Annotated in this window: 15 protein-coding genes and 1 riboswitch; of the genes, 9 read left to right on the top strand and 6 right to left on the bottom strand. The window is 58.7% G+C overall.

What is annotated here, in order from left to right:
- The 3 genes from AC07W0_RS24080 to AC07W0_RS24070 form a co-directional block, all read left to right on the top strand.
- A partial coding sequence (locus AC07W0_RS24080; protein WP_102618417.1) for a YncE family protein occupies positions 1-3,005 on the top strand: 3,005 nt, incomplete at its 5' end.
- 146 nt (positions 3,006-3,151) lie between these two features.
- A complete protein-coding gene (locus AC07W0_RS24075) occupies positions 3,152-6,454 on the top strand; it encodes an immunoglobulin-like domain-containing protein (RefSeq protein WP_017844897.1) in 3,303 nt (1,100 codons plus the stop codon).
- Positions 6,455-6,754: 300 nt separating this feature from the next.
- Positions 6,755-10,321: a YncE family protein gene (locus AC07W0_RS24070; protein ID WP_102618418.1), complete on the top strand. Its 3,567-nt coding sequence runs from the start codon at positions 6,755-6,757 to the stop codon at positions 10,319-10,321.
- 109 nt (positions 10,322-10,430) lie between these two features.
- Here the strand turns inward: AC07W0_RS24070 and AC07W0_RS24065 are convergent, their stop codons facing one another.
- The 4 genes from AC07W0_RS24065 to ung all read right to left on the bottom strand — a co-directional run bounded on the left by AC07W0_RS24065 (position 10,431) and on the right by ung (position 18,130).
- On the bottom strand, positions 10,431-12,677 hold the full coding sequence (locus tag AC07W0_RS24065; protein WP_173677833.1) for an autotransporter outer membrane beta-barrel domain-containing protein: 2,247 nt from the start codon (positions 12,675-12,677) through the stop codon (positions 10,431-10,433).
- A 318-nt stretch (positions 12,678-12,995) separates the two neighbouring features.
- Positions 12,996-14,957: a hypothetical protein gene (locus AC07W0_RS24060; RefSeq protein WP_102651120.1), complete on the bottom strand. Its 1,962-nt coding sequence runs from the start codon at positions 14,955-14,957 to the stop codon at positions 12,996-12,998.
- 298 nt (positions 14,958-15,255) lie between these two features.
- On the bottom strand, positions 15,256-17,223 hold the full coding sequence (locus tag AC07W0_RS24055; protein ID WP_102618421.1) for a hypothetical protein: 1,968 nt from the start codon (positions 17,221-17,223) through the stop codon (positions 15,256-15,258).
- A gap of 214 nt (positions 17,224-17,437) precedes the next feature.
- Positions 17,438-18,130: a uracil-DNA glycosylase gene (ung, locus tag AC07W0_RS24050; RefSeq protein WP_017844892.1), complete on the bottom strand. Its 693-nt coding sequence runs from the start codon at positions 18,128-18,130 to the stop codon at positions 17,438-17,440.
- A 136-nt stretch (positions 18,131-18,266) separates the two neighbouring features.
- Here ung and dspII point away from each other — a divergent pair, with 136 nt between their 5' ends.
- Complete coding sequence (gene dspII, locus AC07W0_RS24045) at positions 18,267-19,379, top strand: enoyl-CoA hydratase/isomerase DspII (protein WP_102618422.1); 1,113 nt, start codon at positions 18,267-18,269, stop codon at positions 19,377-19,379.
- Between the two features lie 3 nt (positions 19,380-19,382).
- On the opposite strand, the gene AC07W0_RS24040 is transcribed toward dspII, so the two are convergent.
- Both AC07W0_RS24040 and AC07W0_RS24035 read right to left on the bottom strand, forming a co-directional pair.
- Positions 19,383-19,817, bottom strand: a complete 435-nt coding sequence (locus tag AC07W0_RS24040) for a DUF3757 domain-containing protein (RefSeq protein ID WP_017844890.1) — start codon at positions 19,815-19,817, stop codon at positions 19,383-19,385.
- 154 nt (positions 19,818-19,971) lie between these two features.
- Positions 19,972-20,340: a hypothetical protein gene (locus AC07W0_RS24035; RefSeq protein WP_102618423.1), complete on the bottom strand. Its 369-nt coding sequence runs from the start codon at positions 20,338-20,340 to the stop codon at positions 19,972-19,974.
- A 313-nt stretch (positions 20,341-20,653) separates the two neighbouring features.
- A riboswitch (guanidine-I (ykkC/yxkD leader) is annotated at positions 20,654-20,755 on the top strand.
- Positions 20,756-20,815: 60 nt separating this feature from the next.
- Between AC07W0_RS24035 and AC07W0_RS24030 the strand changes: the two genes are divergently transcribed.
- From AC07W0_RS24030 to AC07W0_RS24010, 5 genes are read left to right on the top strand one after another with little or no spacing between them, the layout of a single operon-like run.
- Positions 20,816-21,883 (top strand): putative urea ABC transporter substrate-binding protein, encoded by a 1,068-nt coding sequence (locus AC07W0_RS24030; RefSeq protein ID WP_046384382.1) that lies wholly within the window; start codon positions 20,816-20,818, stop codon positions 21,881-21,883.
- Positions 21,884-21,895: 12 nt separating this feature from the next.
- Positions 21,896-22,711, top strand: a complete 816-nt coding sequence (locus AC07W0_RS24025; protein WP_102618425.1) for an ABC transporter permease — start codon at positions 21,896-21,898, stop codon at positions 22,709-22,711.
- The gene (locus AC07W0_RS24020) at positions 22,708-23,472 is read left to right on the top strand and encodes an ABC transporter ATP-binding protein (protein WP_046490324.1); all 765 of its coding nucleotides are present in this window, start codon (positions 22,708-22,710) and stop codon (positions 23,470-23,472) included. Before AC07W0_RS24025 ends, AC07W0_RS24020 begins: the two co-directional genes overlap by 4 nt.
- Positions 23,469-24,194 (top strand): urea amidolyase associated protein UAAP1, encoded by a 726-nt coding sequence (locus AC07W0_RS24015; RefSeq protein ID WP_017844885.1) that lies wholly within the window; start codon positions 23,469-23,471, stop codon positions 24,192-24,194. Before AC07W0_RS24020 ends, AC07W0_RS24015 begins: the two co-directional genes overlap by 4 nt.
- Positions 24,195-24,203: 9 nt before the next feature.
- Positions 24,204-24,833 (top strand): urea amidolyase associated protein UAAP2, encoded by a 630-nt coding sequence (locus tag AC07W0_RS24010; RefSeq protein ID WP_017844884.1) that lies wholly within the window; start codon positions 24,204-24,206, stop codon positions 24,831-24,833.
- Positions 24,834-25,030: the final 197 nt, after the last annotated feature.

The following is a 25,030-nucleotide window of genomic DNA, read 5'->3' as shown; positions in this document are numbered from 1 at the left end:
CCATTACCCGCCCACCCTGGGTCAATGAACAACTGTCGCGACCGCAACCCGCGCAGTTCCTGATCGATTCGGCCGCAGCCGGGCGCGGGGTGGTGGTGAGAATCCCCTTTTACCCGCTGGACCTCAACCGGCCTCCCAGTACCTACCGGGCGGTACGCGATCGCATTCGCTTGATCATCGGCGAGCAAATCATCGAGCACATCGTCACAGAGAATGAGGCCAGCAGCCGCAACCCGATTTCAATCACGGTCTATTACGGCACCTGGCTGCGCATCGGCAGTGGCTTTCAGGCCTGCGCCTACGATGTCATCGATGAGGTCGGCAACTACGCGTCGGGGCGCTCGCCGATGCAACTGATCGAAGTGCGGCTGGATCCCAACGAACGGTTGCTGGACGCCGCCCAGATTGTCGAAGCACCGACCGGCACGCTGGACGCGGACACGCTGGCAGGCAAAGACGCAACCCTCAGGGTGGCGGTCGAGGGAAAAGGCTGGGCGTCGGGCGACGGTCTTCGACTGACCATTCGCGGGCGTTTGCCGGAAGGTGTCGATGTCGAACAGACCTACGATGCCAGTATCACATCGACCACAACGCCTTTCGTCGACGTCCCATGGCCCAATGCTGACGTGCGTATGCTTATCGGCGCCTTGATCCAACTGAGTTATGAGCGAATTCGCACAGGACAAGTCAACCGGCCCTCGGAAAACACCTTCGTCCAAGTGAGCGGAACCCCCGAACAAACCGGCCTCGTAGCACCGCAAGTGCCCGCCGCCAGCGGCGGCGTCCTGCATCCCTTGACCGACCCGGTGACCGTTACGATCGCGGCTTACACCGGCCAAAAGCCCTTTGACCGTGTCACGCTGGTGCTGGAAGGCACCTACGCCAACGGCCACCGTTTTTATCAGGAGCACGGGTTGCCGGCCGGCGAAGGCAGCGTCGTGTTCGAACTGCACAATGGGATCGACGGTGACATCCGCCAGCTCGATGGCGGCGAGCTGATGCTCTACTACTACATCAACACCGCCGGGGGGCGCCCACCGTCGGCCATTCTGCAACTCAACATCGGCGAGCCCCAGGACGCCCTGCCCGCGCCTGAGGTGTTGCAAGCCCCCGCCCCCGCCTTCAACTTCGACCCCGAGCAATCCCGAGGCAATGCCAACGTGAGGGTTGCGGCGCATGCCGCTTTCACGGAGGGCGCCACGGTCACCCTGTACGTCGAAGGCAGCGCCATGGGCGGCAGCGCCCCACCGGACCGGTTCCCCATCACCCGGCCGTGGGTCGGGCAGGACCTGGCGTTTGTCATCGCACGGGTGTTTGTCGTGGCCAACCTCAACGGCTCGGCGCGCATTTACTATCGGGTGGAGCACACCGGCCAGCGCACCCGTTATTCCCAGGCGTTGGTGATGACCGTCGGTAGCGGCCTGCAACTGCCGGTGCCGCATATTCTGGAAAGCACGATCAACATCGCCGACCCCTCCACCGCCCGGCTCAACCCGCAACATGTGCTGGAGCCGCCGGTCTGTACGTTTCGGGTGAGCTACAAGCCGATGCTCGCCGGCGATGATATCCAGCCCAGATTCATCGGCACCTACGGGCTCGGAACGCCCGTCATCAATCCACGGCCAGGCGACCCGCTGAAGGGTTATGTCGACTTCATCATCAGTAATCGGGTGATTGCCGCCAACCTGGGCAGAGACGCTGCATTGTCCTATACCGTGACCCGCGCCGGTGCCACCAGCGCCTCCCAGGTGCTGACCTTGACCATCGACCCGCTGACTGAGCAAGCGCTGGACCTGGTCAACGTGCCCCAGGCGTCGAACGGCATCATCAACGCCAACGTGACGCACAGTGCAGTGATTCAGGCATGGCCGTTCATGCGGATCGGGCAGCCGGTGTGGCTCGAAATCAAGGCCGCGGCCAATCGGGTGCTGCGCGACGGCACACCGCTGAGCGCCGCGGAATTCAATGCCAAACGCGTGGAAGTCCGCTTACCCGCCGATTATCTGCGTTCCTTGCCGACCCAGAGCACCCTGCGGGTTGAGGCGCGGGTATCGCTGAACGGCAGCGCCCATAAGGATTTCGCCATCGCCTTTCGCCCTGTCGACTACCGCATGAGCAACACCGTGGGCATCTTCGCCACGATCCCGGTGGGCAATTCGCCGAACGCCCTGGCGCTCAGCCCGGACGGTACGCGGCTCTACGTCGCCTGCACCTTCGGCCGCACTTCGATCTGGGTCATCGACACCCTGCGTAACCGCGTCATCGACAGCTTCGACGTGCCGGGCTCGCCGTTGCGCCTGGCCATTCATCCAACGGCCGAGCGTCTGTATGTGACCGACAACAGCAGCGCCACCAATACCCCGATTCGCCTCTACAGCACGCGGGACTATTCGCTGATCGACACGCTGACCGGGTTCACCACCGTCCGAGGCATTCGCTTCAATGCCAACGGCTCGCGCCTGTATGTAGCCGATGAAGGTGCATCGCGCCTGGTCGTCATCGACACAAGCAACCACCAACGCGTGGCTTCGATCCCGGTGCGCGCGCCCATCGATGTCGCCGTCAGCCCCGATAACAACCGCGCACACGTGGCCACATTCTTCGACTGGTCCATCATCAATCTGCCGACCAACAGCCTGATCAACAGCGCCGACACCCGCTCCGCCCCCGTCGCCATCGCCCATAACCCCCGTGGCTCTCAGGTGTATATCAGCGCGCGCGAAGGCGGCAGCGTCACGATCGGCAATACCTCGACCCAGCGCATCGAGCAGACCTTGACCGGGTTGCTGGGCCCCTACGACATCGCCTTCGAACGCGGGCGTGATCGGGCCTACGTGTCGCAGACCGATGGCGACCTGCTGGGCATTATCGATACGCGCTCGCGACAGGTGATTGGCAGCTATGCCGGGTTTAACAAGCCGCGCGGGCTGGTGGTGGCCCCAGACGATTCCCACGGCTACGTGGCCAATATCGGCGGGGATTCAGTGTCGTTGGTGGTGTTTTAGCTGACGGACAAGTCGGGTTCACCATTCGTCGGCACTGTCATTTCTCACAGCTAGGCAGGCGATAGATGACGGGCGCTGAATCAAGCCAGAGACCCACTTGTGTGACGGGTTTCCGATCGTTTTCCCTATGACAAGGAATCCTAATCATGACATACGATCAAGCCCCTGACCCCATCGACAACCAGTCGATTTTTCCGGAGGCCCTTGATATTTCCTCCAGCGATACACTCGGTGTGCTTCACCCCAATGACCTGCGTCGCAAAGGCTTCACCTCACCACCGCCAACCGACGTTGCATTGAACTCAAGAACATTTATCAACACTCCATTTTCCGACTTGCCCCTGTATTTCCCAACGTTATGGGAACCTGTCGCAGGTGCTGATGGTGGCTTCAATGATGCCGCCTTGAAGGTAAACCCTTCGGGGGTCATCTGCATCCTTCTGCCGTATCTGGAACAAGCTGAAAATGACTTCATTTGGCTGGAACTCAACGGCGTGCAAGTAGCCTTCCATACCGTCAGCGCTGACGAAGCCGACTTGGGCACGCAAATTGTCCTGTTTATAGAAAGCACCCGCTTTATCGATCAGGCAAACAATAAGGTACAGGCCTTTGTCGAACAACTGAGCGGCACAATTGATAAAAGCAAGCTGTTCACAATCTACGTTGATCGTGAGCACCCAGTCGGCCCGGACCCTATCGTCAGCACGCCCAACGTCAACGAAAATATGGCTGCCGTGAAGTTTGCAGACCCACAGATCGAGGCCTTCGGCGTGATCACGAAGGAAAATGCCATCGCTGGGGTCGAGATATTGATTGAAGACTATCCACTGAATCCCGCAGTTCCCACGAAACATCACCGTAAAGAAGGCGACGTAATTTTCGTAAGTATCGGCGGCTTGCTGATCAAACACACGGTTACCAATTTTGAAGCCTCAGGCAACTTGCCTATTAGTGTCTGGGCCTATTTCGGCACATGGGAAGCGCTACCTGACAGCGAATATATTGTGGAATGGTATGTGCTCGACAAGGTGGGTAATCATTCCCCAGGCTTCTCGCCTCGCAGGCTCATTGAAGTGCAATTGGGGAGTGGCAGCGAACCAATACTGCCCGCCGTGTTTGTAACCGAGTCCGACTACGACGAGGAGCACGATCAGGACTTTATCGATATCCGTGATCTCGATGGCGACGCAAACATCGAATTGCCCATACGCAATAACGGATACGCCGTCAGCGATACGGTGCGCCTGACGATAAAGGGCCTCAGCGCCAGCAGCGTGCCAGTCGAAATAACCATCGACCATCGGGTGACCTCGATCACTCCAATCAGGGTCAACATCCCCCTGCCTGCTGACTTTCTGCTGCCCCTGCCGGGTGGGCACATCTTCATCACTTACAAACGGATTCGTCCAGGCGTTGCTGATCGTCCCTCCAGAGGCTCGCTCTACGCGATCTACGGTGACCCGGTCGGAACCCGTTTACCACCACCACAAGTCCTGGATTTGGACAGTGACGGCTCTCTACCCGACCATACCAATCCGGTACGCATTCTGGTGCCTAAATTCCTCGGGCAGCATGAAAATGACAGAGTCGACTTGATAGTGGTCGGCCGTAGCGCCAATAACGTGCCCAGCTATGCCGAATTCACCGAAATGGCAGGTATCGGTGACGTTGTTTTCTTGTTGGAGAGCGCATTCTTCAATGCACTGAGCGGTGGGTATTTTACTGCTCATTACTTGATCAATGGTGGCGTAACAAGGCCAGCCTCTGAACAGGTAACGGTGCCTGTCGGTGATGCAAGGGCAACATTACCGCCCCCCAGGACATTGCAAGCGTTACCGCCCGGTTTTGTGTTCGACCCCGGTACCAACCTGGCCAACCTCAATGTCAGGATTGACCCCCATCCGTTCATTGTAGAAGGCGTAGAGATCAGAGTGATCGCCACAGGTACCCGTCCAGGCGGCAGCATTACGACTGACTGGTTCAATGTCGATATCAACTGGGAGGACGCGGTCATCCCTTTCACTATTCCGAGAACTATCGTCCTGGCCAATCTCAACAGCACGATGACGCTTTCCTACGAGGTAAGGCCTAAGACGCCAGGTGCAATTTCCCGGTTTTCCCAGGAGCTTGTGATCTACATCGGCATTAAGCTGGAACTGTCCGAGCCGCCGGTTGTTGTGCAGGCCACCGCAATTACGCCAACCCTGTCGCGCCTGAACCCGTTGCACGTGCTGCCTCCGGTCGAAGTAGAGTTCAGGGTGAAATACTTCCCGATGCTCGACAGCGATGACGTCAAACTGAGGGTCGTGGGCAAATCAGGCTTGGGGACTCCCGACATTCCGTCAAAACCCGGCATTGCGGAGCCTGGCGAAGACTATATTAGATTCGAACATTTCAGCGATTTTGTCGCCGCCTACCTGGGGGACTCTTGCGAGGTGTATTTCGAGGTTACCCGCAGCGGCAATACCACTGGGTCGGTACCACTGACCCTCGAGGTGGAGCCTCTGCCGGCACAAGCATTAGACTTGTTGAGCGTTCCTGAGGCCACGGCAGGTGTCATTGATATCAGAAACGCCGCCACCGTCAGAACCGCTGCCTGGCCCTTTTATGCAGTAGGACAATCCTCGTGGATCTATCTGGAAGGTGTCAAAGCCGGGAATCAACCCCACTTGCTCACTTTGCGAGATGCTAGCAAGGCTCTTAATCAACAGGAGTTTGATCAAAGGTTCGTACAGGAGCCCGTACCGAGTGCCTATTTGAGCCAGCTGCTTGCAAACAGCAAGCTGCACGTCAAAGGCTCTGTATCCGTGGACGGTACCAATGGCGAGGCTAGCGCCTTGAACCTGGAAGACGTCAGCTATACGGTCAGAACTACGCCCGCTCTGGCAATGGATACCAGCCCAAGGTTTCTAAATCTCAATGGTTACTTGCTGGTGAACTTTTTCGGTGGTTTCAATGAGATCTTTTACTTTGGCTCAGCTCGGACTGCCACTGGCGGCGTACCACCGTACACCTACAGTTCCAATAATCCAGGAGCCATTTCCGTCAATGCGGGGGGCCGCGTTCACATCACTGCCGCAGGTACCGCGACGATCACAGTTCGGGACAGTGCGCAACCCGCGCAAACAGCCAGCTATAACGTGACTGTCAACGGGTCCTTCCGCAGATGCCGGTTTGTGGGGACAGGGCAATGGCATTCCATGGTGAGTGCAGCCGCTGCATGGGGCGGCGTACTTCCTAACTTCAGTATCGCTGTTGAGCTTAGTGGCCAATACAGTGGGCGCTGGCCATCGATGGGTAATATATGGACCACTGAACAAGCACCTGGCCAACCGCAACCTGGGCTGGCTTATTGCTTTGTCAACATTTATGGAAACCGGGGGTGGCCACCTAATGACATGCAGTGGGGTAGTACAACTAACAGCTTCGATGGTTTAGCGATTTACTAACACTGTAAACATAAAAAGCCCCGTTTCTTCCGAGACGGGGCATTTTTTCATTACCCAGCATGTTGAGTTTCCTTCGGGCTATACGCTCACGCTTTTAACATCGCCACCCAACCGCGCACGCCCGGCGGCGGTTCAATATGTTTACCCGCGCAATATCTCCAGGGTTTTACCATTCGTCGGCACTGTCATTTCTCACAGCTAGGCAGCCCATTGCACGGGGCGTTGAATCAATACTGAAGCGCCCTCCTCCTCCCCACGGAACATTGCGCCCACGCCTATTGCCCAGACAGGACGATGATCATGACCTTCGATCAAGACACTGACGCCATCTCAGACGACAACACTCTACCCGCGCTCATCGCCCCCTCCCACCACCGGCCCGGCGGGCTTATGCCCAATGAACTGTTCCCCGACGATGCAACCTCCGGCATCCGGCCGTTCAGCGACCTGGTGGTGCTTTTCCCCACTGAAACAAAGCCGGTTAGCGGCCATGATGCAGCGTTCAACGCAGCGGCATTGACGGTCAACACCAACGGCGTCATCTGTCTGCTGCCGGGGTATCTGAATAAAGCCGAACATGACTTTATCTGGATTGAAATCAACGGAGTGCGGGGGCCTATCCACACTGTTACCCAAGAAGAAATCGACCTTGACCAACTCACCCTCCTGTTTATGGACGCCGGCCGTTTTATTGACCAGGCGAATAATACGGTGCAAGTCTTCGTCGAACATCTGAGCGGCACCACTGATAGCACCCGCCGGTTCAATTATCTCGCTGATCGCGAGCCACCTGTCGGCAGGGACCCGATCGTCAGCACGCCGTATAACGACAACATGAGTCCCGTCAGGTTTACCAACCCGCAAATCGAAGACTTCAGGGTGATTACCGATGCCGATATCAGCGCGGGCGTGAAGATACAGATTGGTAATTACCCACTTGACAGGGCAGAGCCTCAAGTTCACCACCGCAAAGAGGATGACGTCATTCACCTGAGTATCGGTGGCGTGATCATCAAGCACACCGTCACGTCTTTCGAGGCCTCTGGCAATAACCCGATAACAATCACGGCGTATTTCGGAACCTGGAACCAGTTGCCCAACGGCGCGCACCTTGTCGAATGGTTCGTCGTCGACAAGGCAGGTAATAAATCACCGGGTTTCTCCCCCTCCCGAATGATCGAACTGCGGGTCGGGAGTGGCGTTGAACCTCTGCTGTCGCCTGTGCATGTCACCGAGTCCGATTACGACCCGGAAAGCGAACAAGACTTCATCAATGTGCCGGACCTCGATGGCGACGCGACCATTGAACTGCCGATACGCGGCCAGGGGTATAGCGTCAACGACAAGGTTATCCTGACCGTCAGCGGACTCAGCGCAGACGGCGTGCGTACCGAAATCACCCTCGAATACGACGTACAATCTATCAACGTGATCCGGGCGCTTATCCCGCTGCCCCTTTCCTTCCTGCGGCCCCTGGCAGGTGGTCGTATCCTGATCACCTACAAACGCGTTCGCCCTGGAACTCCCGACCGCCACTCCGAAGGGGCGCTATATAACATTTTCGGCGACCCCGTCAGTCAACGACTGCCGCCTCCAGAGGTACAGGACCTGGTCAATGGCGCACTGCCAGAAGATACCAACCCAGTCCGCATCGTGGTCCCGCACTACTTCGGGCAGAACCCCAACGACCGCGTTGACTTGATCGTACTGGGGCACTCCGCCAACGGTACGTCCACTTATGCCGAATACACGGAAATGGCCGGCAATGGCGATGTTGAATTCTTGTTGGACAACGCCTTCTTTACCGCACTCAGCGGTGGTTATTTCGAGGCGCATTACCTGATCAATCGAGGTAATCCAAGACCCGCCTCAGAAAAGGCAAGCGTGCCCGTCGGCGATGCCCTGGAGGACCTGCCAGCGCCCACCACATTACAGGCGGTGGCGCCTGACTTCACCTTCAACCCATTGATTCACAAGGCTAACTTGAACGTCAGGGTGCGTCCGCACCCCGCCATCGTCGCAGGCACCGAACTCAGGCTGATCTTTGTAGGGTCGGCACCCGGCGGCAGTTTCACCAGCCCCTGGTTCGCGGTCGACATCAACTGGGAAGACGCCGAGATCCCTTTCACCGTCCCTCGCAATATTGTCCTGAACAATGACGATGGCACGGCACGCTTGTACTATGAGCTCAAGCCCATTAGCGGTCCGAACCGTTTCTCTCTCGACCTGCTTATCAAAATAGGCACGCCTCGCACCCTGCTGCTGCCCCAAGTAGTGCCAACCACATTCATCTCGGACACTCGCGTTGAACTCAACCCCACACACGTGATTGCACCTCAACCACAAACGATTGAGATTCGCGTGATCTCAGACAAACTCCCGCGTGATGCAGACATCAAAGTCAATATCAAAGGCAAATCGGGGATTGGTAATCCAAACATTCCTGCGAAACCGGCCGTGCCTGAAGCGGGTGAGAACTACACACGCTTCGAGCTGTCGAGCGACTTTGTTGCGGCTTATCTGGATGGTGAGTTCACGGTGTCGTACCAACTCATTGAATCCTCAGGAACGACGATTTCCGGCGACCTGACAGTAGAGGTCCTGGCGCTGCCGAGTTCGTTGCTGGACCTGGTCACTATCCCTGAAGCCTCGGGTGGGACGATCAATACGGCGGTGGCGAACAACGTGCGGATTGATAAATGGCCGTTCTTCAGGGCCGGGCAACCCGTGTGGATTCAGTTACTCAGCACGACCAATCGCGACCTGCGGCTTGCGGTCGGCGTGACATCCGCGGAATTCAATGCCGGACGCACGCTCGACCTGATACCCGCCAGCTATTTGTCGGGCTTGGAGAACAACAGCGAGGTTGCGGTCAAAGCCTGGGTATCGCTGGACGGTTCCAACAGCCTGGATACGGCCAAGTACTTCAAGGTGCCCACTTATGTGACGCGTAAGGGAACCGGGGAGATTATTCGTCATATTACAGCTGGGAATGGCCCGGCTAAAATCGTAATCAGTCGAGACGGCACAACGGCATGTGTCGCGAACTCGCGTGCCAATGCGATTTCAATCATCAATCTTACAACTGATGCAGTCAGAACACTGAGCACTCCCTATGCCTATGCTGCTTATAGATTGGCGTTGCACCCTACTGACTCAAGGCTCTTTATCTCGGCCTATGGCAGTACCGCCAACTCCAACATCCTAGTCTTTAATATCAGCTCCTTCAGCTTCTCTTACCCCTACAACTATGGCGCCATAACCCAGGCAATTTGCCTAAACCCCACCGGTTCGCGAGTACTTTTCGGCCCTAACACCGCATATGGTAACTATGCGCTGTTCGGCTACAATACAATAAGCAACCAGCTTTCAACTTACTATACTGGCACGTCCGCCCCTAGAGCTGCGATAGTCGATCCACAAGGCATATCGGCATTTACAACGGGCGTCAACACGGAGCGATTTATTTTCAGCAGCGGGCTGCGTACCCACACCGTTGTCAACGGGGGAGTTGCTCAAGAACTTGCCCACAGCCCTCTTAACTCCCCCTTGGAACGACTCTATGTGTCGGTATCGGCCATAAACAGAGTTGAAATCTACAACACCGCCGATGAGGGTCTTACTCACGTCAAAACCCTAACCGGGCTGAGTGATCCAAGAGGAATTGCCTTCCATCCCACTCTCCCCCGGGCGTATGTAGCGGAACTTTCCGGTAACCGTGTCAGAGTCATTGATACGACCACCGAGACACTCGTTGGTACTATTACTGGTTTTGATCAACCCGATGGGGTGGCTTGCACACCCGATGGCCAATACTTGCTGGTCTGCAACTCTGGCAACACGACCGTGGCGGTGGTGAGCATTTAAAAACCACCCCGCCCTGCCTTAAAGCAAAAAAATGCCCCGCCTCTTTCGAGACGGGGCATTTTCATTACCCGCACGGTTTATACCGCTACCGCGCTATACATCCAGCCCGTTAAAAATCGTAGCGCAAGCCCAGGTTAACCCCATACGGCTGCTTGATGTTCTTGCCCGTGCTGTGTTCCAGATCCGCATGCAACTTCAGGTTCTGCGATACCGACATCGCCACACCCGCACCCAGCTTCAGGCGCGAACCCGACAAGTCATTGTTGAACGAATTGTCGTTGACGAACACTTTGTTGCTCTGATCGAACTCGTGGGCCACCGCCGCCTTCAAGTACGGCTGCAAGACGCCGCCGCTTTCCAGCTGGATATTGCGCCCCACGGTAGTACCGAGTTCACCGATCACCGTACTGGAGCGGTCACCCTTGGCGTCCAGGCCATTGTCCAGCGTGTAGCTCTGGGCCTGGGTAATCACCGCAGACAACTGGCCATATGGTTCAACGAAGAAACCGTCGTCCAGCGTGATGTGGCGACCGACTTCCGCCGATGCGCCCACCGCGTTTTGCGTGTAGTTGCCCTTGGCTTTCTTGCCGTCACTCATGGCCACATTGGACTCGTTGTGCAGGCGGTTGAACTTGAGCACACCGTCAAAGTAGAACCCGCTCTCGGCATCCAGCCAGGTGGCGTAACCGCCGACATAGTAGCTGTTGACGGTAGCATTGCTGCCATGGTTAAGGTCCAGGTCCGAGGTGCTGTGACCGGCCATTGCACCGATCAACCACTGGCCGTCGCCACCCGATACCGGCACGTCGGCACCAAGGGTGAAGCCGCGTTGCGACTGGTTGTAGCCCAGGCCGGTCTTGTCATTGGACACCTCATACTTGTTGCCATAGGCGCGGGTCCACAGCCCAGCCGACTGACCTTCGCTAAAGCGCAGTTCACCCATGCGGGTGCGCAGGGTGGTCATTTCACCCAGCAGCACAGTGGGGGCTGCGTTGAACAACGCCAACACCGAGTTGGTGCTCGGGCTGATCACCTTGCTGCCTGGGTCGAGCAGCCAGTCCTTGCCGTCGTTGTCATTGATCAGGCTGTAGGAATAGGTCCCGATATCCACGCGGTCGCCGATCAGGCTGAACTGGGCGCCAGCGTCGGCGGTGTGTACGACATGCAGGCGGTCGTCGCTCAACGGGTCGGCACCGCTGCTGGCGATCAGCAGTTTGTGGTCGCCCGACGACGTGCCAGTCACATTAAGGAAATCGCTGCTCAGGGTGGCGAAATCCGCGCTCATGATGAAGGTGCCGTTGCCCGATAGGTTGGCCACGTCCAGCTGGTAGAACGTACCGGTCTCGCCGAACTTGACGTTGCCGCCGCTCAGGGACAAGTCACCCACCTGCTGATGGTCGACCATCACCCAGGTGGCGTCGCTGTTGATCGCCAGTTTATCGACGTGCTCCAGGCGACCGGTGAGGACCGAGCCGTTGTTCAGCCCCACACTGGCGGTACCGCCACCGTTGATCACGTCACCGTTCATGATGGCGCGATCGAGGTTAAGGTCCAACTCACTGAGGCTGCCAACCTGGATATTGCCGCTCAGAGCGCTGTTGTTGACGCGCATGTTGGCCGAGCCACCCGCGGTCAGTTCCAGCATGTTGCCGTTACCGCCCACCAGGGTGGAGCCATTGTTGACATCGATTTCAACCGTGCCGGGAGCATTCACCACAATGGCCGCTCCGGTCTCACCGACCACAGCCGTCTGGTTGAACGTAAAGGAGGCCGAGTCTGGGGTTATCGGATGACGATAGATTTCAATGCCGTTGGTGGCGCCAGTGATGCGACTCTGGTTTGCGATCAATTGGCCGTCGACGGCCAACAAGCCCTGCTCGCCCCCTCTGACCTCACTGTTATTCAACGACAGCACACTGGAGCCGTTCAAGATGACGCCTTGCGTGGCGCCTTCGATCGAGGTATTGAAAACAGTAGCGGTCGACGCCCGGTTATCCACGGTGCCGACGATCAAGCCCGTGGATCGTCCACTGGAAATATGTGCATCACGAATGGTGGCGTTACTGCCGTAGAGCGAAACACCGACTTCATTACCGGCTTGTACCCGGCCGCCATTCATTTCGAATGTCGAGTCGCGGGCAAGGACACTGACGATCCTGGCGCCATTGGAGATGAGTTTTGCATCACCGCTCAATTGATAGCGGTCAAAAGGCGAACTGGCGTCAATTGTCAGTTCATGGCCTGGAAAAATTTCGAGTGCAGCTGCTTTCGTAGCGGCCAACGACAGTGGCATCAGTGCCAGTACCTTAATAGCGGTCGCCAGTCGAGAAGGGGTGAACGTTTTAACATTAGTCATGGGGGTGATAAACCTCTAGTCGGGTGACTGAACAAGCCAAGCGATTAACAGATCTATCGCCTCAGGCTCTCAGCGGCGCCAAGAGTACGGACCTAGAGGGGAACTTCATGTAGGGCAATTCCAGTGCCTTGTAGGACTTTCCTTAAGAATGCGCCCACTAAAATTTAACGCGCGTAGCACCTCCTTCTCGTGTATCAAAACCATGGTTCCGATCCCGCAAAATGGCGGGGCCTCACCAGATCAGAGCCAATAGACCGCTACCCGGACGCTTTCGCGACCAGGTAGCGGCCTATTGGCTCAACGCATTCACACTGGGTACTAACCGCAGGTGGTGCCATCTGTCTGGCGCCGTGTCATCAGCACAATGGTGGCCGGTGAATTGCCTTCAGTTACGCCATCCGCTTTTAATACGTGATAGGTCGCTTCAATACGCCCGACCAGGACAGGCTGGATATAGGTCGGGAACGGTACGGTAAAAAGCTCTCCTGGATGGCCCGGATTGTCGTGATTGTGAGTAATCGTCACGCTAGGGAAGGACTCATCAACCGTAATGACCGTGGACTCGAAATCATCCGGGCCAAAGATGACCCAATGAAGCGTAATCCGATCGCCCGCCCGCAGGTTTGCAGGGTCCTTGATAACGGTTCTGATCCCACTGGGAATCCCTTGCGCGCAGGTGAGCGCAAATCGGCCATCACCGAAGGACAACCCATCCGGATAGTTGATGGGCAATAGGTTATCCACCGCAAATGCGCTGACTGACACCGTTGTTTCCACGGAGTCGATGACGTTATCGTTCGCGCCGTTATTGAGCGTGTACCAGGTGGGAATATCACCGTTGCCTGCGTCCTTGATCACCGCAGCGGGAACCGTAAGCACAAACTCAGTAGCGCTCTCATCTGCAAGAGTGACTTCGTAAGGAGGGTCATAACAAGGCAGGCCTTTCCACCACAGTTGAATGAGATGCCCCGCCGTCGCCCCCGTATACACGTCAAACCGCGCCGTCGCGTCGTCCATGTCGCCTGGGCCGATCTGATTGGTCAGCCCCTCGGATGAAGTCACCTCCACCGGATCAAGGTCAGGGTTGACAGGCCCCGGATCTTCCGGACGCCCACCCGCCGACCTCAAGTCCACATCCACCGTGATGGTGTCGGAAGGCCCGGTGATGACCCCGCCACGATCAATGTTGTAAAGCACGTCAGCCTCGTAAGGCGCGTCAAGACCGCCATCGCGAAGCACGTCCCATGGGATTGTCACCCTGAGCGGCCAGACCATATTCACAATGCCAACGAGCAGCAGGGTATTGAACTCGACAAGAACGCGGTCCCCAGCAAGTGCGTTGTCGTATTCGCGGATCCAGATCTCGGCGCGGTTCAATTGGGCGTCAAGCAGGTCAAGCGGCGCCTCGGGGCACTCGGGGTCACGCAGGTTCTCGGGAAGATCTTCCGTTACCAATGTGAACTCTCGAAACGAGCTCGGGTAGCTGGTTGGGTTACCGGCACGATCCGTGTAGACATAGTTGAGCTGCTTCACGCCGCCGCCACTCGCCTCAAGCAGCGCTTTGGTCAGACTCACCATCACGGGAGCCGTGGTGCGCGGTAAATCATCAATGGTCAATGAGGGAGTATCACTTGGAAACTCTGTGTAGATCTCCAGTTTGTCGCCCACTTGCGGGTCCAACCGACGTGGAACCTCGATCACCATGGCGCCGCCGTTAGCGTCCAGGTCCTGCAGCGTCACGAAATTGCCGACCCAACTCGGTAACGTCACCGAGCCAGGCCTGATACCTGCGTTAGGATCTCGGCGGTCGATGGTGACAGGGGTAGGCGCGGCAGGGCCATCTGTCGAACCGTTAGATGAAAACACTTCATACGTCAGGTTCTTCAGCCCATGTTCGCCAATATCCTCCTCCGGTATCGAGAAACGGTAGGGCCAGGTATGGGCAGACAACGGTTTACTGAACGGGATGCGACTGCCATACAGGACATTATTGATAAAGACCTCCAAGCCATCGTTGCCAAAAGGCAGGATCTCAATCCACATGTCGATTTCGCACTGAACACCCTCAGCGTACAACTCACTGATGTCCATCAAGTTCGGCTGCCCGTTCGTCACTGGCGGCAGTGCATTCATCACCCGCAAATCACTCAACACCAGCGGCCCCACAGGGGTTCGAGCCCACGGCGGCCGTACCAGCAGGGGGGAATCGGGCGCCACTGCCGTTTTTTTTGTGCTCCGGGCCTTTAATTGAGGTGCTTGGTTTTTTTTGGACTTCGCCATAGCTAGTTACTCTCGCAGGATAGAGAATGGCTCGTTCTCCGACATCTAACTGGGCCGAGTGACAGCCCTATTAAATCTGCGTCTTGCAGGGCGCGCACCTGTCAAACTTCACAGGTGCGTAAACCAATAAAGCGTGTATCCGCGCTGATTCAATCAATACATAGCGTTTTAATAACCGATCAAAATCAACAGTCCAACTATCAGCAACATAAAGTCTAAGTGGTGATGAAAACGCCGACTATAAAAAAGAGGGCATTAGGTGTAATGCCCTCTTTCGCCGCCGCTGTTTTTCAATGATTCATGACGTACGGACAGGTCCAAGGCACACACCACCCTGCGGTCTTTTCAGATTAATGAAAATCAGTTTTTTAGACGACACACCTGTTGCCCCCGAAACTTTGAACAGCCGGTAGTAAGTCACGCCTGAGCCAAAATCACTGACTAGCCCTGGACGGGTAAACAATGGGTCAAAGGGTGTGATGAGAACATCTACTCGTCCGGCGTTCCTATGATCCTCGGTCAACACGACGTCGAACGTGACACTCGTTCCCGGGAAAGGATCACCATTGCCGGATTTTGTGGGATAGCTGCTCCAGTACACTTGAATCCTGTCACCCACCTCGAAAAGGGTCACATCCCAGAGCACCCCGATGAAGACACCTGTCCAAGGTTCCGGGCGGGTATCACAGGCAACGAAATCACGGGTGCTGTCGTTCAGTAATACAGGCTTTTCCAAGCCCCTGAGTGTATCGAGTTCCACCCGCACCAGTTTGGTGGGGCTGCGTTGGCGGTTGACGGAATTATCCGTCCAGTAATACACCGGTATCTGGCCGGACGCGGCGCCCATGATCACGATCCAGGGCACAAAAAAAGCCACCGTTTGGCCGGGCAGGTCTGTGGGCTGGATCTCGTAGTCGCCTACAAATGCAGCCTCACCGCCCCAGAACAATTCCAGCCGGTGCCCAGGTACCGGGGCGGGAGTGCTCCATAGCGGCACCTCTACACGGACGGGCCCCGGGGCATCCAACTCGGTGACAACGTCGTCCCCTGTGACACCTTTCACGACAACCCGCGCCAACTGGGTATTGATCGGGTCGGGGCCTTGCGGGTCTGGCCCGGCCACACTGAGGTCCTGAATAAAAAAGTTGTTGGGCGAGTTTCTCGACGCAGTACCGCGCTGAAACAGGTAACGCACGCGCACGGGAATCGACTGCGCAAAACCACCGGCAGAGAGGATCTCCCAAGAAACAGGAACACGGATGGGCCACGCTTGCCCTGCACCGACCGTAATAGGGGGCAGCGAGTGGGTATTCCAAAAGATGACAAGCCGGTCGTTTTCCTGCGCCCCAAAAATCTGAGGAATTTCGATAACTACGCCGGTACGTGCATCGTCCAGGTCAATCAGGCCGTCGAACTCCGCCAAGGGTACTTCAGGCCGTGGCAGATCCGGCAAAACCTGCAGGTTGACGTTTATTTCGTTCACCGTGGAAAACGGCCCGACATTGCCCGCACGGTCAGTGAGCTGATAGGAGGCAAACCTTCGGCCCTCCCCACTGTCGCGAATAAAGGCCTCATCAAAATGTATTTCTATCGGCGCGCCAGCAATATGCCCCAACCCGATGCTCAGCGTGCCCGCAGAACGGACGTTGGGAAGTTCCCCCCAAAAGAACTCAATCCGGTCCTCAAGGCGAATATCCGGCCAACGCACAACTTCTGCATCGACACCGTTGTGCGCCACAAGGTAGTCGTCGGTCACCCCGTCGCTTATCACTTCAGGGTCAAAAATCAGCGCCGGCCCTTGATTGCCATTATTGGGCGCATTCTTGTCGACATTGACCATTGTTCGGAAAGAGTCAGTCGTCGTCAGCAGCGGAGCACTCACCCGATACGTGAGCTGGCGAATCCCCCCCGTAGACAGCACACTGGCCGGCAACAGTTGAACCAATGGAAATTCGACGTCCGGCTCGTAAGGGCCAAAGATCTCATGGCGGTGAACCTCAAGGCCCTGCCAGAGATACTGAACCAATGTCGTCATCGAGACGTTAGCGAAATTTACCGGCCAAACCCTCTCGATCGTCACCATCAATGACTGATTCTGAAGGGCTAACGGAATCGTGTACGCCGCCTCGTCCGACAGCAGTGGCAAGGCTTCAGGCACCAAGGGTACGTCGAGAGTCTGGATGGAAGCCGAACGCTTGCGTTGGGGGACGTCGACGGGTTCTGAAGCAATCGACTCGGCGGTTGAAGATACTTTCGAATCAGACATTTCTACTCTCCTCGCAATGAGTCACAGGTTGACCATTGACAAACGCGCCGGCCGGCATGAGACCGACGAGGCCAGGGAGATCATTTAATGCTGATACAAGACGGTCGGATACTGTCAGAAATAACAGGTACCCCCCTTGATTCGCGCATATCAAGGGGGCGCAGTTAGCCACGCGCGCTGCGAATCAAGCGGGTGACACATCGCAGCGAATGGTTCAGACCGGTGGCAACACCCAATCAATCGGCGTCTCGCCATTCTGCTCAAGAAACTTGTTGGTGCGGCTGAAATGCCCGCAGCCCAGAAAGCCGCGATACGCCGACAACGGCGACGGGTGGACCGACGTCAGCACCAGATGCTTGGTCGCATCGATCAGCTTCTGCTTGCTCTGTGCATGCGCGCCCCACAGCAGGAACACCAGGTGCGGTTGGTGCTCGCTGACGACTTCGATAATCCGGTCGGTAAAGAACTGCCAGCCCTTGCCCGCATGGGCGTTGGCGTTGGCGCGCTCCACGGTCATGGTGGTATTGAGCAGCAATACGCCCTGGTCGGCCCAGCTTTGCAGGCAACCGTGGTTGGGGATGTCGATATTCAGGTCGCGCTTGAGCTCTTTATAGATATTGACCAGCGACGGCGGCGCCGGCACGCCCGGTTGCACCGAGAAGCACAGGCCGTGGGCCTGGCCGGGGCCGTGGTAGGGGTCCTGGCCGAGGATCACCACCTTGACCTTGTCCAGCGGCGTGGAATTGAGCGCGTTGAAGATCAGCGGGCCAGGCGGGTAGATCTCCTTGCCGGCCGCGTGTTCCTGGCGCAGGAACTCACGCAACTGGGCCATGTAGGGCTGCTCGAACTCATCGCGCAGGGCGTGTTTCCAGCTGGGTTCGAGTTTGATACGGTCGCCTTCGCTCATGATTGACTGGTCTTGTAAAAAAGAATGAGGCGAACCCTAGGAAAGCCGACCCCGCTTGTCAATTGATCTGACACACAACCGGCACTTTCCCATGAAGGGATCATACTCAACCTTCACCTTCCCGATTGAGGTCACGATGAACCTGCACTTCGAAGAGCTGACCGGCAGCGGCGGCGCGCGCATCGGCATCGCCAGCCTGGACGCCGAAAAGGCCCTCAACGCCCTCTCCCTGCCGATGATCCTGGCCCTGGGCGATCGCCTGGACGCCTGGGCCAAAGACCCGAACATCGTCTGCGTGCTGTTGCGCGGCAAGGGCCCCAAGGCATTTTGCGCCGGCGGCGAAGTGCGCAGCCTGGCCATGGCCTGCCGTGAACAACCCGGCGTCGTGCCGGAGCTGGCCGCGCAGTTTTTTGCCGCGGAATATCGCCTCGACTATCGCCTGCACACCTACCCCAAACCGTTGATCTGCTGGGGCCACGGCTATGTGCTGGGCGGCGGCATGGGCCTGCTGCAAAGCGCCTCGGTGCGTATCGTCACCCCCAGCAGCCGCTTGGCCATGCCCGAGATCAGCATCGGCCTGTACCCGGATGTGGGCGCCAGTTGGTTCCTGTCACGCATGCCGGGCAAACTGGGGTTGTTCCTTGGCCTGACCGGCGCGCACATCAACGGCCGCGACGCGCTCGATCTGGGCCTGGCCGACCGCTTCATGCGCGACGACCAGCAAGACGAACTGCTCGAAGGCCTGTTGCAACTGAACTGGCAGGAACAGACCGCGATGCAGCTCAACAGCCTGCTCAAGGCCTTGGCCCAGGAAGCCATCAACCAGCAACCCGAAGCGCAATGGCTACCACGCCGGGCGCAGATCGATGAGTGGCTGGATGTCAGTGACGTGCGCAGTGCCTGGCGGGCCTTGAGCCCGTTGCGCGAGCACGCCGACCCGTTGCTCAGCCGCGCTGGCAAGACCCTCAGCGAAGGCTGCCCGCTGACCGCACACCTGGTGTGGGAACAGCTCCAGCGCGCCCGCCACCTGTCGCTGGCCGAGGTGTTCCAGATGGAATACACCCTGAGCCTCAATTGCTGCCGTCACCCGGAATTCAGCGAAGGGGTCCGCGCGCGGTTGATCGACAAAGACCAGCAGCCTCATTGGCATTGGCCGGATATCAATGCCATTCCGCAGGCCGTGGTGCAGGCGCATTTCAACAAAGCCTGGGAAGGCCGCCATCCGCTCGCGGATTTTTCCTACTTTTGACAGTCAGTTTTTTGGCTTTTTAACCGTGAATGCGCAATTGTCCGGCTGACTGTCCTGGCAGATATACACCGGCAGGCCGAAGGGGTCGCTGGCAAGGTGCCAATGCAAAGTACCGGTCAGCGACATCGTCTCCACCTCTGCCGATTTGCTGTACCGCAAGTCCACTCTCTGACCGTCACCGGTCAGGTAACTGCACTTGTCTACATAGCCGTTTTCCCGATCCTGTTCCTTGCCCGGGGTAAAAATGGCGCCAATAAATTGGTCGACAAAGTCCCGATAGCCGATCTTCGGGCTTTGCCAGACGAGTGTTCCCGCCGTCGCCTGGAAGTGGCCATCGACGTACTTGATTGCCGAGGAATAAGGGCAGCCTTGGTCCGCTTGCACGTGTGCAACGCCGCCGACCATGAGGAGTAAAACGCACATCAATTGTCTGATCATCGGGGGTTCCTTCGCTCACTGGGCGGTCAAAGAGGCGCAACGGCCGCTCCCAGTTGAATGCACCAGAAACCCAAACGATAGCTGTTAAATCTGACAGTACTGCTAAATGCTACGAAAAAGCGGCGCTGCCTGCGCCGCTTGCCTTCAAGAGCGGTCAACGATGACCGCCGCGACCAGCGCCACGATCGCCACCGCGACCGTGCCCGCCATTGCCCCAGCGATCCCCCCAACCCTGGTTTGGATAAGCCCGGTAACCCATGCGGGGCGCCGGCTGGTAATAACGTGGCACCGGCTGGTAATAACGCGGCGCCGGCTGGTAATAACGCGGCGCCGGCGCGTAGTAACGCGGCGCCGGGTAATAGCCACGCCGATATTGATACGCCGGGCCGCCGCCGTAGTAATACACCGGCGCGGGCGCGGTATAGACCTCGGAACGGTAATAACCTGGGCCTCCATCGTAATAGGGCACGCACGCAGAAAGGGATAGACCGAGCACAGCGATAAGAAGCAGTCGTCGATACATGGCGGCCTCCTGGACCGCGAAAGAGCACCGCCAGCGACGCTGGGGGGCGGCATTCAACTTTTGCTGAATGACGAAATATCTGACATCAAAAAGCGAAACTGGTGCGATTTCGACACAGACTGAAACATCTGTTTCGGACGAGCCGAATGCCTCATTGCAGTGCGACGGCGCACCACTGCAACGCAGCCGCACGCACTCAAGCGTCGGGCGTTGCGCGCAAACCCGCGACCTACACGCCCGCGCCCTACTTGGCATGACTCTCGCTTAGCCTCTTGCGTGCAGGATTCATCACAGGTTCGCGGCACCACAATTTGCAATGGCTGACTAGGGTTCCGGCTCGCGAAACGCGAGTGGCTGGTCCGAGAGTCGGCGACCTCCAGTTGAGGTTACACGGCGGGATAAAAGCCCGGGAGACAAGCCACCGTTCACGGTGCCGCGTTGCTCCTGCTCGCCCTCGATCAACTGGAGAAGCCCCATGCCCTCAATCCGTTTACCCGCCCTGCTCGCCGCCGCCTTTGCCGCTGTGCTGAGCGTCCAGACCCAGGCCGCCGTCAAAGACCACTTCAGCGTGTGCTGGACAATCTATGCCGGCTGGATGCCGTGGGAGTATGCCGGCAGCCAAGGCATCCTCGACAAGTGGGCCAAGAAGTACGGCATCACCATCGACGTGGTGCAACTCAATGACTACGTCGAGTCCATCAACCAGTACACCGCCGGCCAGTTCGACGGATGCACCATGACCAACATGGACGCCCTGACCATCCCCGCCGCCGGTGGCGTCGACAGCACCGCGCTGGTGGTCAGCGACTTCTCCAACGGCAACGATGGCGTGGTGATCAAAGGCAGCGGCAAGACCGTCGCCGACCTCAAGGGCATGAACGTCAACCTGGTGGAACTGTCGGTGTCCCACTACCTGCTGGCCCGCGCGCTGGAGTCGGCGGACCTGACGGAAAAAGACCTGAAAGTGGTCAACACCTCCGACGCCGACATCGCCGCCGCCTTCAACACCGACCAGGTGCAAGCGGTGACGACCTGGAACCCGATGCTCTCTGCGATCAACGCCAAACCCGGCGTCACCCAGGTGTTCGACTCCAGCAAAGTGCCCGGCGAAATCATGGACATGATGGTGGTCAACACCCAGACCCTCAAAGACAACCCGGCCCTGGGCAAAGCCCTCACCGGCGCCTGGTTCGAAGTGGTCGCCCTGATGAACGCCAAAGGCGCCGCCAGCAGCGAAGCCCTGGAACACATGGCCAAGGCCTCGGGCACCGACCTCAAGGGGTTCCAGTCGCAACTGGACACCACCAAGTTGTTCGCCACGCCCAAGGAAGCCCTGGCCTTCGCCACCAGCGCGCAGCTGCCAGCGACCATGCGCAAGGTCGCCGAGTTCTCGTTTGAACACGGCCTGCTCGGCGAAGGGGCCAAGGACACCAGCGCCGTGGGCATGAGCTTCGCCAATGGCGTGACCAGCGGCGACAAGGCCAACCTCAAGCTGCAGTTCGACCCCCGCTACGTGCAGATGGCCGCCGACGGCACGTTGTAAGAGGACCCGGCCATGCGCCTGATCAACCGTCACCCGGACCGCTCCAGCCGCCTGTTGTTGGTGCTGCTGCCGTTCGCCCTGCTGCTGTTCGCCTACTTCGTGGGCTCGGCCGAGCGCCTGGCGGATAACCCCAACGACAAACTGCTGCCCAGTGCCGGGCAAATGTTCGAGGCGGTCAAGCGCCTGGCATTCAGCGCCGACAGCCGCACCGGCGAATACGTGCTGTGGCAGGACAGCGCGTCGAGCCTGCGCCGCCTCGCGCTCGGCCTGGGCATCAGTGCCCTCGCCGGCCTGTGCCTGGGCATCGCCGCCGGGACGTTGCCATTGTTCGGCGCGCCGTTGTCACCGTTGCTGACGGTACTGTCGATGGTGCCGCCGCTGGCGATCCTGCCGATCCTGTTCATCGTGTTTGGCCTGGGGGAATTGTCCAAGGTGATGCTCATCGTCATCGGCGTCACCCCGTGCCTGGCCCGCGACCTGGAACAGCGCGCACGCGAAATTCCTGTGGAACTGCTGGTGAAGGCACAGACCCTCGGCGCGTCGACCTGGACCCTGATGCTGCGCGTGGTGTTGCCGCAATTGCTGCCGCGCCTGCTGATCTCGCTGCGGCTGATGCTGGGCTCGGCGTGGTTGTTCCTGATCGCCGCCGAAGCCATCGCCTCCACCGACGGCCTGGGCTACCGGATCTTCCTGGTGCGCCGCTACCTGGCGATGGACGTGATCCTGCCCTACGTGGTGTGGATCACCCTGCTCGCCTGGCTGATGGACTGGGGCCTCAAGGTCCTGACCCGGCGCGCGTTCCCGTGGTACGAAGGAGCGCGGGCATGAGCTTTATCAGCGTCAACAATGTGTGGCAGCGCTACGGCGATCAGGTGGTGCTGGAGGGTTTGAATCTGCAGGTCGCCGAGGGCGAATTCTGCACCCTGGTCGGCACCTCCGGCTGTGGTAAATCGACGTTTCTGCGCCTGCTGCTGGGCCAGGAAACCGCGAGCAAGGGCCACATCCTGCTCGACGGCCAACCGCTGGCCGGCGAACCGGATGCCAGCCGTGGCGTGGTGTTCCAGCGCTACTCGGTGTTCCCGCACCTGAGCGTGCTCGACAACGTCGCCCTCGGCCTCGAACTGCCGCGCGCGCCGTTGCTCGGACGGCTGTTCGGCAAAGCCAAAAAAGCCGCGCGCGAACAGGCCGCCGCGCTGCTGCACAAAGTCGGCCTCGGCCACGCGTTGGACAAGTACCCGGCGCAGCTCTCCGGCGGCATGCAACAACGCCTGGCCATCGCCCAGGCCCTGATCATGAAACCGCGCGTCTTGCTGCTGGACGAACCCTTCGGCGCCCTCGACCCGGGCATCCGCAAAGACATGCACCAGTTGCTGCTGGAGCTGTGGCGCGAAACCCGGCTGACGGTGTTCATGGTCACCCACGACCTCAGCGAAGGCTTCAGCCTCGGCACGCGCCTGCTGGTGTTCGACAAGGTCCGCGTCGACCCCCACGCCCCCGGCGCCTATGGCGCCCGTATCACCTACGACATCCCTTTGAACAGCGAGCGGCGCAAGGCGCTCGCCGCCGAACTTGGAGCGACTTCCAAATGACCGATTCGACTCAATTGTTCCCGCCGTTCGCCGAAGAAATACTGCCCGGCGGCGGCCACCGTTCCTTCGTGCTCAAGCGCGGCCAACTGCTGCGCCTCACCGACCTGCGCGGCGGCGCCAACGTCAGCCTGACCCTGCTCAACGCGAACGAAAAAACCGAACGCCTGAACCTGCCCGACAGCCTCAAATGCCAACACACCGCCAAGCTCACCCGCGGCCATTGCCTGTACTCGGACATGGGCCGCGTGCTGGCCGCCATCACCGCCGACACCTGCGGCTGGAGTGACAGCATCGGCGGCGTGCTGTGCGCGGCCGAGGTGGCCGAGAAGTACGGCCAGGGTCGCTATCAGGAACTGCGCAACGGTTTCTATCGCAACGGCACCGACAACCTGCTGGTGGAATTGGGCAAGTGGGGCCTGGGGCTGTCCGACCTGCTGATGACCCTCAACCTGTTCAGCAAAGTCAGCGTGGACGACAACGGTGGCCTGCACTTCGTGCCGGGCAATTCCAAGGCGGGCGACTACATCGAACTCTACGCACCGATGGACACCCTGGTGGTGCTCACCGCGCTGCAGCATCCGATGGACCCCAACCCCGACTACGCCCCGCAACCGCTGAAACTGAGCTGGATGAACGCCGACCCAAGCGTCGCCGAACACTGCCGCACCTCGCGCCCGGAAAACGCGCGCGGTTTTATCAACACCGACCGTCTGTTCGCCTGAGGAGCTGCCATGTCTATCGCACTGAAACAACCCGACACGGCGGTGTACCGCGCCACCATTCCCGCCGGCGAGCCGTGGCTGATGGAGGTCAAGGCCGGGCAGACCCTGCGCATCCTTGACCTGGAGGGCAACCAGGCGGTCGACACGCTGTTCTTCAGCGTGAAAAACCCGCGCGAGCGCTACGACGTGCAACGCACCTTGCGCCGCCAGAACAGCGTGTACCTGGGCGCCGGCAGCGTGCTCTATTCCAACCTCGGCCAGCCGATGCTGACCCTCGTCGCAGACACCTGCGGGCGCCACGACACCCTCGGCGGCGCCTGCGCCCAAGAGAGCAACACCGTGCGCTACGCCCTGGAAAAACGCTACATGCACAGCTGCCGCGACAACTACCTGCGGGCCTGCGCCCATGACGGTCGCCTGGGCAAACGCGACATTGGCCCGAACATCAATTTCTTCATGAATGTGCCGGTCACAGCCGACGGCGGGTTGACCTTCGAAGACGGCATTTCCGCCCCCGGCAAATACGTCGACCTGCGCGCCGAGATGGACGTGATCGTGCTGATCTCCAACTGCCCGCAATTGAACAACCCGTGCAACGCCTACAACCCGACGCCTGCGGAGTTACTCGTATGGAACTGACACTCAAGCGCTTGCGCAGTTGGCTATTCGCCCTCTGCCAGGCCCGAGCCGGGCAGTGTCTTCAAAACCACTGAACCCTGTGGGAGGGGGCTTGCCCCCGATGGCGGCAAGTCAGCCAAACACGCACCCACTGGCTCACCACCATCGGGAGCCCCCCCTCCCACACTCACGACATGCACTGCGGACGACCGTAGTGC

Source organism: Pseudomonas sp. GW704-F2 (assembly GCF_059423025.1).
Note: the sequence above shows the minus strand (reverse complement) of the source record. Positions and strands in the feature narration are given on the sequence as shown.